Below are 8508 nucleotides of genomic sequence, written 5' to 3'. Positions count from 1 at the left end.
AACCGCGCCCGATTCGGTGTACGACCAACTCCTGAGCGAGATGCTCGACGGAGAGTTGCAACCCGGGGCGGCGCTCCCGGCCGAGCGGCAACTGGCCGAGGCATTGGGGGTGTCCCGGCCGACAGTGCGCGAGGCCATGCAACGCCTGGCACACAGCGGGCTGGTGGAGGTGCGCCAGGGCGGAGCGACCACCGTGCGCGACTTCCGCCGCGCTGCCGGACTCGATCTGCTGCCCCGGCTGATCCTGCGGGCCGGCCGTGTCGATGACGATGTGTTGCGCAGCATCCTCGAGACACGGTCGGCAATGGGCCGCGAAGTCGCCGGGTTGGCCGCCGAACGCGGTGGCGCCGACGCGGCCGGGGCGCTGAACAGTGCCGTGGAATCGCTTGCCGCGCAATCCGATCCGCTCGCTCGGCAGTTGGAGGCCCTCGGCTTCTGGGATCACGTGGTCGATGCCGCGGATTCGATCGTGTACCGGCTGCTGTTCAACGATCTGCGTGCCGTCTACGAACCGGCCATGGCGGCCTTGGTGCAAGTGATGGCGGCCGAGGTCGACCAGATCGACCGGTATCGCGCCCTGGCCGAGGCGATCATCGCCGGTGACGCGGCACTTGCCCGGCAGGCGGCCGCGCAGCTGTTGGCCACGGCGACAACAGAATTCGACATGTTGATGCGTCGCCTCGAGGAGAATACGCCATGAACGTCACCGCGCGGATCCACAACGCCGAGGATGACGGCAGCCGTCGCCGCTTCCCTCCCCTCGTCAGAACGACCGAAACCCGCGGCCGTCGCCGAGAACTCACCCTGATCGCAGCCGCTCGCGAATTCGCTCGCCACCCGTCACCGTGGATCATCGCGGGACTGCTGGCGACCGCCGCGGCGGCCCGCATCATCGTCAGCGATTGGCAGTACACCGACGCCGTCGTGCCCGCGGTCATGCTCGCGCTGTTTCCGTTCACCGAGTGGGTGATTCACGTCTGCGTGCTGCACTGGCGGCCACGCCGGATCGGCAGGCTCACTCTGGATTCGCTGCTGGCACGCAAACACCGTGCGCATCATGCCGATCCGCGCGAGGTGGGGCTGATCTTCATCCCGTGGCAGACCTTCCTGTGGCTGCTGCCCGCACTGCTCGCCATCGCGCTGCTGGCATTTCCACGGCCGGGCTCGGGTCTGATCTTCCTGACCACGATCGGAGTGCTCGGCCTGAACTACGAGTGGATCCACTACCTGATCCACACCGACTACCAGCCGCGAACCCGAATCTTCAAGGCGGTCAGACAGAACCATCGCTTGCACCACTTCAAGAACGAGCACTATTGGTTCACCGTCACCACCTCCGGCACCGCGGACCGCGTCCTGGGCACCCACCCCGACCCCGCCGCAATCCCCAACTCCCCCACAGCGAAATCCTTACACTCGCAGCGAGCCGCCTGACGGACCGATCGATGGGCTCGCGGCGATGCCGGACCCGATTCCATAGTCTCCGTTCCCGGATCCGGCAGGGCGTTGTCGAGCTGTCCGCAGGCCTATGACGCGACCGGACGCTGGTAGCGCAGGACTTGGGTTGCGACCCGGGCTCCGAGGTGGCGCGCCGTGGTCATATCGGCGGCGTGGACGGCGTCCGGGCCTTGGTCATTCCAGGTTTGGGCGCCCGCGCCGAGGTAGAACCCGAGCCGGTTGTCATCGTGCTCGCTGCTGGTAGTGGTGTTCCAGCCGGGCAGCAGGCCCAGGCTGACCCAGTGCATGCCATGTTGCGCGGCCAGCAGCGCCAGGTACTGCAGTGTGTGCAGCTTGTCGCCACTCATCGATCCGGAGTTGGTGAACCCGGACGCGAGTTTGTCCAGCCATTGCTGGGTCATCCAGCGCTTCGAAGTGGCTTCCGCGAATGCGTGGAACGCCCCGGACGCCGATCCCATGTAGGTCGGTGTTCCGAAGATGATCGCGTCACTGGCATCGAGGATCGCCCACTTCGCGTCGGTCATGTCGGCTACGTCGACCATGTCGGCGCGGGCCTCGGGCACCGACTCGATACCGTCGTGGACGGCCTTGGCGATCTCGAGGGTGTGCCCGTAGCCGGAATAGTAAGCGATGGCGACTTGGACGGATGGCATGTCGGATCCTCTCGTCGTGCAGGGGGTTCGAGACTCTCGTGAGCCCGCGATTTCGGTCAGTTCCCGGGTAGCGATCGCCGGCTACGCGCTCGGCGGCAGGGACTTGGACAGCTCACGTTGTTGACATCGATAACGCTATAACCGTGACAACGTAATTGTCAATGTCAACATCTTTCCGTTATCATCGGTACATGCCACCCAACGATCGACGCAGCGGCGGGTCGGACGACCAACGCGAGCACATCCTGAGTGCGGCGGTGAAACTGCTCGCCACTGCCGGGCCATCCGGACTGTCCACCCGAGCGGTCGCGACAGCGGCCGGAATTCAGACGCCGACGCTGTACCGGCTCTTCACCGACAAGGACGGACTACTCGACGCCGTGGCCAGCTTCGGCTTCGAGAGCTACCTCGCCGAGAAGCGCGCATTCGAGCCGAGCGAAGACCCGATCGACGACCTGCGCCGCGGCTGGGATGTGCATGTTTCGTTCGGGTTGGCCAACCCCGCCATCTACACGCTGATGTACGGAGACATACGGCCGGGCCGCCAGCCCGCGGCGGCAACGGAAAACCGAGCCATCCTGCGCGGCATGCTCGAACGCGCCAACGCGCAAGGCCTGCTCCGGGTACCCGTCGAAGCGGCCGCGGTGGCCATCGAGGCGTCCACGACAGGCGCGGTTCTGCTCCTGCTGGCCCAGCCGGAAGAGGCGCGGCACGCCCAGCTGATCCGACCACTGCGTGACATCGTGCTCGACGCCCTGACAGAGCAAGCGACACTCCGCGCCGACGACCGCTCCCCCGTCGCCGACCGCACCCAGTCACTACTCGGAATCATCACCCCCGCCGGCAACGCCGACCCCGTGACCGACGCCGGCTTCAGCGTCTTCGAAGCCGGCCTGCTGCGCGAATGGCTCACACGGCTCAACGAGGCCTACCGATCCGCCGGCAGCAACAACCAGCATCTCGACAGCCGCGGCCAGCTGGCATTTCGCGGCAGTGCGAACACGGAAACAACCGGCTCCGATCGGGCACAATGACGATGCGGCACCGACCTGCGGTGCGGGGTCGCTCATGGCGACAGCAAGGAAAGATCGTGCACAAACTCGGCGCGCTCGAGACGCGGGTGATGGACGTCTTGTGGGACAGCGAGGTTCCACTGTCGGTCCATGACCTGGTCGACCGGCTCGCCGATCAATACCATCGGCCTGCCTACACGACCGTGTTGACCGTTGTCACCCACCTGTGGGAGAAGGACTGGGTCGACCGGGACAAGGTCGGCCGGGCCTATCTCTATCGGCCGCGCCGTAGCCGCGCCGAGGCCACCACCGACCTGTTACGGGAAATTCTCGACAGCAGCCAAGACGCCTCTGCGGTACTGCTACATCTGGCGCGCACCGCCAATGCCCGGGAAGTCGACGCGTTGCGGCGCGGCCTCCGCAGCCGATATTGAAAAACTATGCCGGATAGTATTTTCTGAGAAGTCCCTGATAAAGCGGCATGAAAGTGATCATGGTCATGCCTGTCGGCACGGGGATGGCTTAACGTCGTGGCCGTGCCGCTCGGCCCGCCCCCTCATCGGGTCGACCGGCCCGCCGCCCGGACAGGCCGGCACCTGTCCGGGCATCCCGCCGATCACGAGGCGCCGACGACGCCGCCACACTCGTGCGTGTCCAGGAACCCACCCTGGCGGCACGATGCGCAGTCACCGTTTTCCGTGAACAGAAAGGCGCCATCTTCCATGCCACGATCAGGTATCGGGATCGCGGAAGCATTCAGAAACCGAGACATTCGACTGCCGTTGACCTTGACGATGCTGGCCGGGTTCGTAGGAGCGGCGGCATTCACACACTCGACCGGCTACTTCGCAACCGCCATGAGCGGTAACGCCCAGCGCGGAATACTCGGCTGGTTCACCGGCGCCCCGTCGATGGCCGCGGGGGCCATGGCACTTACCGTGATGTTCCTGCTCGGAGTGATCACCTCGTCGGTCCTGCAGCACCGGCGGTCCGCACGCGACGCACACATCGCGATGGCAGTGAACACCACCGGACTGATCATCGCATCCGTGATCGACCTCTGGCTGTCCCCGCACAACCCCCTCCTCGGCCTCGTCCCCGTACTGTTCGCCGCCTTCGGGCTCGGAGCCCTCAACACCGCATTCTCCAAAAACGGGGAAGTGTCCATCCCGATCTCCTACCTGACCGGCAGCGTGGTCAAACTCGGCCAAGGCATCGCACGCCACCTGCACGGCAGCAGCAGAAGCGAATGGGCCGGCTACGCAATCCAATACGGATCCTTCCTGGCCGGCGCAACCATCGGCGGCCTCGCCAGCCTCGCGGTCAGCGGATCACGAATGCTCTACATCGCCACCGCCGGATCCGTCCTGGTCGCGCTGTTCCACTACATGTCCGCCTCGAACGGTCCGAGAACGAACCCCGTGCAGGCAACTGTTCCCACTCTCCTCGGGACGGATCGCGACCACAGCCACCACGACGAACTCGCATCGAACACCGAGCGCCCCAACCAGGACCCATCACCGCTCGACGGTCTCAGGTCCCGGGATGTTTGACGCGACTCGGCGGATACACCGTGGCGGTGCGCCATGCGAGGGATCGGGCTCAGCGATAGACCCAGACTCCGCCGGTTCCCAGCGGGAAGGAGCGCTCCACCGTGTGCGGAACGCCGTTGTCGTCGTTCTGCGTGCAGTCGTACGGGAACAGGGAGTAATGGCCGTCACCACCACTGCACATGAGCGGCCGGGTCGTCCCGTACGGACTGATCAGGATGCGCGAGGACAAGATCAGGTTGTTCCGTGAAGCGAATTGTCCCGACCAATCGTGGCGATTGGCAAGGTCATCGGACGGATTGGCGGAAGCCGTCGGAGCCGCAACCAGCAGCGCGGCGGCGGCGATACCTGCACATGCGAGCACTCGTTTCATAGGACGACTATCAACGATCCAGCTCGGATATCACAACGCTCGGGACCATTTCGGCGATTCACGCCGGTCGCACAGTCGCATACGGTCCTGCGGCGAGGTTCGGGTATCAGTCCTGCTGATCGGACGACGTCTCGCCGAGCAGGGCGGCGCGTTCGGAGCGCACGCGGGTGCGCAGTGCATCGACGAGGACGGTTACCTCCGGGCGGCGGAGGGTTTCGGGGCGGGCGACGAGCCAATAGGTGAGTCGGACGGCGACCGAGCCGGGCAGGACGCGGATCAGGTCGGGGTGGCGGTCGGCCATGAAGCAGGGCAGCAGGCCGATACCTGCGGCTGCTCGGGTGGCTTCGACGTGGACGAATACGTTGGTGGAGGTGACGGATTCGCGCATGGTGGGGACGAAGCTGGGCGCCAGGTCCAGGTCGTCGACCTGGAGCATGGAATCGACGAAGTAGACCAGCGGGTGGTCGGCCAGGTCGGCTGGTGACCGTGGGATGCCGTGGGCGTCGAAGTAGGGCTGGGTGCCGTAGAGGCCGAGCACGTAATCGCCGAGTGGCATGGCGCGGGCGCGGCGCACGCTGGGTTCGCCGACGACGATCTCGAGGTCGAGGCCGGACCGCTGTGGCGATGCACGACGGGTGGTGGCGATGATTTCCACCATGATCCCCGGATGCCGGCGCCGGACCTCCGCCACGGCCGGGGCGGCGATATAGGCGCTGAAGCCGTCGGTGGCCGACATGCGGACCACGCCCTGCAGAACCTGTCCGCCCTGCTCGTCCCCGGCGAGCGAGCGGACCGCGGATTCGACCGCCTCGGCCGCGGTCAGTGCCGCACGGCCGAGGTCGGTCAATTCCCATCCGGCGGGACCTCGGCTGAGCACGCGGCCGCCGAGCGCGCGTTCGAGGGTGGTGATGCGGCGAGAGATGGTGGTGTGGTTGATGCCCAATTCCTCGGCCGCCGAGACGTAACGCCCGGTCCGGGCGACCGCCAGCAGTACGAGCAGATCATCGGGATTCGGGTGCATCCCTGCCATATCTGCATTCTTGCAGCTATGGGGTGCGAGATTCGTCATTGATTCGGAGTCGAATGTGCACGAATACTCAATTTCCTGATCCGATTGTGTGCCACATCACAGATGAGGGGTGATGTGTCAGCAGTCACGAAGGAGTGATGGCGATGAGCGTGCTCGATGCGCGGCCACCGGGTTCCGAGCCCCTGGGGAGCGAGTTGCGGCGGGTGGCAATGGCTTCCATGGCCGGCACCGTCGTGGAGTGGTACGAGTTCTTCCTCTACGGCACGGCGGCCACGCTGGTGTTCAGCAAGGCGTTCTTCCCGGCCGGACACAACGAATTGGATGGGATCCTCGCCGCGTTCGTGACCTATGCGGTCGGGTTCGCGGCTCGGCCGCTGGGCGGGATCGTGTTCGCGCACTTCGGCGATCGGCACGGCCGCAAGTCACTGCTGCAGATCAGCCTGTTGACGGTCGGCGCTGCCACATTTCTGATGGGATGCCTGCCGACCTTCCCACAGGTCGGGTACTGGGCTCCGGCACTTCTGGTGTTGCTGCGGTTCATTCAGGGATTCGCCCTGGGTGGTGAATGGGGTGGTGCGGTCCTGCTGGTCGCCGAGCACAGCCCCAACCGCAGCCGGGCGTTCTGGGCCTCTTGGCCACAGGCCGCGGTGCCGCTGGGCAATATCCTGGCGACTCTCGTGCTGCTGGTGCTGACCTCGACGCTGTCGAACGCCGCGTTCCTCTCGTGGGGCTGGCGCGTTGCGTTCTGGCTGTCGGCGGTCGTGGTGCTGGCCGGCTACTACGTGCGCACGAAGGTGCGAGAAGCGCCGATCTTCGTTGCGGCACAACAAGAATCCGAGCAACAGGACGCGGCCGCATCCGGTGTGCTCGAGGTGGTGCGCCGATACCCGCGGGCTGTGCTGACCGCGATGGGGCTGCGGTTCGCCGAGAACATCGTCTACTACCTACTGGTCACTTTCTCGGTCACCTACCTGAAGGAACACGTCGGGGTGAAGACCGGCGCCATCCTGTGGTGGTTGCTCATGGCCAACGCGGTGCATTTCGTGGCCATCCCGGCCATGGCCCGGCTCAGCGACAGAATCGGCCGCCGGCCCCTGTATCTGGCCGGCGCCATCGGGGCGATGGTCTGGGGATTCGTCGGCTTCCCGATGATGGACAGCGGTCGCGGCGTGATCATCGTGTTCGCGATCGCGATCGGCCTGATCGCACACGCTGCCATGTATGCCGCGCAGCCGGCCATCATGGCGGAGATGTTCCCCACCCGGATGCGCTACGCCGGTGTGTCCTTGGGATCTCAGGTGACCGCGATCTTCGCCGGCTCGCTGGCGCCGATCATCGCCGTCCGCCTGCTCGAGGTCTACCGGTCCTCGGTACCCATCGCGATCTATCTCGCCCTCGCCGGTGTGATCACCATCTTCGCGGTCCTGGCCGCCCGGGAGACCGCAGGCGCGGATCTCACCGAACTCGACCGAACCGCCACATCTCACCTGCCACCCGAACCCGAGCCGAAAGTGAGTCCCGCGTGACCCGGACGTATCCCCCGAGCCGAGACGCCCTGACCGGACGGACCGCGCTGGTCACCGGCGGCGCCAGCGGAATCGGCGCAGCCTGCGCACGCGAACTGGCCGCCCGCGGAGCCTCGGTGACCGTCGCCGACATCGACGGTGTGCGCGCGAAACAGGTCGCCGACGAGATCGGCGGGACCGTATGGGAGGTCGACCTCAGCCAGGTGAGCGGGCTCGAGACCCTGCGCCTGGACTGCGACATCCTGGTCAACAACGCCGGCGTGCAGACCGTCAGCCCGATCGCGGACTTCCCGCCCGACCGGTTCCGCACCATGCTCACCCTGATGGTCGAGGCGCCGTTCCTGCTGGTCCGCGCGGCATTGCCACACATGTACGAACGCGGTTACGGGCGCATCGTCAACATCTCCAGCGTGCACGGAACACGGGCCTCGGCCTACAAATCCGCGTACGTCACCGCAAAACACGCCCTGGAAGGGCTGTCGAAGGTCACCGCACTGGAAGCCGCCGAACACGGCGTGACGAGCAACTGCGTCAGTCCCGGATACGTGCGAACTCCTCTGGTGGACAACCAGATCGCCGAGCAAGCCGAAGCGCACGGCATTCCCGAGCGAGAAGTCGAGGAACGAATCTTCCTGAGCGAGGCCGCCATCAAGCGATTGGTGGAACCCGACGAGGTCGCCGACCTCGTCGGCTGGTTGTGCACCGACTCGGCCCGCATGGTGACCGGAGCCAGTTACACCATGGACGGCGGATGGAGCGCACGATGATCCGGATGTGTACCGGCGCGGTGACAACCGCCAGTTACGTTGCACCACAGTAGGATCCGCCGACACACGCAGCGCGGCACGAACACCAACCGACCCAGGAATCAGCGGCACCGCAGATACCGGTGCGGCTGATAGCCT

At 65.8% G+C, this 8508-nt stretch carries 10 protein-coding genes; 7 read left to right on the top strand and 3 right to left on the bottom strand.

Going from position 1 to position 8508, the window contains the following annotated elements; translation table 11 throughout:
- Positions 1-700 (top strand): FadR/GntR family transcriptional regulator (locus ON40_RS47715; protein WP_040832641.1); only part of this gene is annotated, 700 nt, incomplete at its 5' end.
- Positions 697-1434, top strand: a complete 738-nt coding sequence (locus ON40_RS47710; protein ID WP_083896479.1) for a sterol desaturase family protein — start codon at positions 697-699, stop codon at positions 1432-1434. The genes ON40_RS47715 and ON40_RS47710, both read left to right, overlap by 4 nt.
- 92 nt (positions 1435-1526) lie before the next feature.
- On the opposite strand, the gene ON40_RS47705 is transcribed toward ON40_RS47710, so the two are convergent.
- On the bottom strand, positions 1527-2111 hold the full coding sequence (locus ON40_RS47705) for a flavodoxin family protein (protein ID WP_040832640.1): 585 nt from the start codon (positions 2109-2111) through the stop codon (positions 1527-1529).
- A 161-nt stretch (positions 2112-2272) separates the two neighbouring features.
- Here ON40_RS47705 and ON40_RS47700 point away from each other — a divergent pair, with 161 nt between their 5' ends.
- From ON40_RS47700 to ON40_RS47690, 3 genes are all read left to right on the top strand, one after another.
- A complete protein-coding gene (locus tag ON40_RS47700; RefSeq protein WP_306305421.1) occupies positions 2273-3145 on the top strand; it encodes a TetR/AcrR family transcriptional regulator in 873 nt (290 codons plus the stop codon).
- A 56-nt stretch (positions 3146-3201) separates the two neighbouring features.
- Positions 3202-3558 (top strand): BlaI/MecI/CopY family transcriptional regulator, encoded by a 357-nt coding sequence (locus tag ON40_RS47695; RefSeq protein ID WP_040832715.1) that lies wholly within the window; start codon positions 3202-3204, stop codon positions 3556-3558.
- 288 nt (positions 3559-3846) lie between these two features.
- Positions 3847-4677, top strand: coding sequence for a YoaK family protein (locus ON40_RS47690; protein ID WP_083896476.1), 831 nt, complete (start codon positions 3847-3849; stop codon positions 4675-4677).
- Positions 4678-4726: 49 nt separating this feature from the next.
- Here the strand turns inward: ON40_RS47690 and ON40_RS53665 are convergent, their stop codons facing one another.
- Together ON40_RS53665 and ON40_RS47680 are read right to left on the bottom strand one after the other, a co-directional pair.
- Positions 4727-5047 (bottom strand): hypothetical protein, encoded by a 321-nt coding sequence (locus tag ON40_RS53665; protein ID WP_051194664.1) that lies wholly within the window; start codon positions 5045-5047, stop codon positions 4727-4729.
- 106 nt (positions 5048-5153) lie between these two features.
- A complete protein-coding gene (locus ON40_RS47680) occupies positions 5154-6116 on the bottom strand; it encodes a LysR family transcriptional regulator (protein ID WP_040832639.1) in 963 nt (320 codons plus the stop codon).
- A gap of 104 nt (positions 6117-6220) precedes the next feature.
- On the opposite strand from ON40_RS47680, the gene ON40_RS47675 reads away from it, so the two are divergent.
- Together ON40_RS47675 and ON40_RS47670 are read left to right on the top strand one after the other, a co-directional pair.
- On the top strand, positions 6221-7603 hold the full coding sequence (locus ON40_RS47675) for an MFS transporter (protein WP_040832712.1): 1383 nt from the start codon (positions 6221-6223) through the stop codon (positions 7601-7603).
- Positions 7600-8370: a 3-hydroxybutyrate dehydrogenase gene (locus ON40_RS47670; RefSeq protein WP_051194663.1), complete on the top strand. Its 771-nt coding sequence runs from the start codon at positions 7600-7602 to the stop codon at positions 8368-8370. Before ON40_RS47675 ends, ON40_RS47670 begins: the two co-directional genes overlap by 4 nt.
- The last annotated feature ends 138 nt before the right edge of the window (positions 8371-8508 follow it).

The sequence above is a fragment of the Nocardia jiangxiensis NBRC 101359 genome (assembly GCF_000308615.1).
In the GTDB taxonomy this organism is placed as follows: Bacteria; Actinomycetota; Actinomycetes; order Mycobacteriales; family Mycobacteriaceae; genus Nocardia; species Nocardia jiangxiensis.
Note: the sequence above shows the minus strand (reverse complement) of the source record. Positions and strands in the feature narration are given on the sequence as shown.